This is a genomic window from Halorubrum sp. SS7 (assembly GCF_005435055.1).
Lineage (GTDB): Archaea > Halobacteriota > Halobacteria > Halobacteriales > Haloferacaceae > Halorubrum > Halorubrum salinarum.
The window spans coordinates 1-262 of the sequence record NZ_SGXV01000549.1; the positions used below are offsets into that span (position 1 = coordinate 1).

Annotated in this window: 1 pseudogene; it reads right to left on the minus strand. The window is 62.6% G+C overall.

The features are described from left to right. Positions 1–262, minus strand: a pseudogene (locus tag EXE44_RS19095) (ABC transporter substrate-binding protein); the annotation flags it as partial.

The following is a 262-nucleotide window of genomic DNA, read 5'->3' on the forward strand; positions in this document are numbered from 1 at the left end:
AGCTGTTCATCTCCGAGATGACGCTGGAGTACGACTGCTGGTCCTGGTCGTGGGGCGTGTTGTAGACGACCTCGCCGTCGTACGCGTCGACGAACGCGTCCGTGAGGCTCTGGCCGTAGTCGTTGTTGACGTAGGTGATCGCCACCTCGTCGTAGCCGTCGTCGGTGATGAGGTTCGAGAGCGCGAGCGACTGGCTCCGTCCCGACGGCGACATCCGGAGCAGTCCCGGGAATTCTGTGAGGTTGAGTCCGGTGGAGTTCTG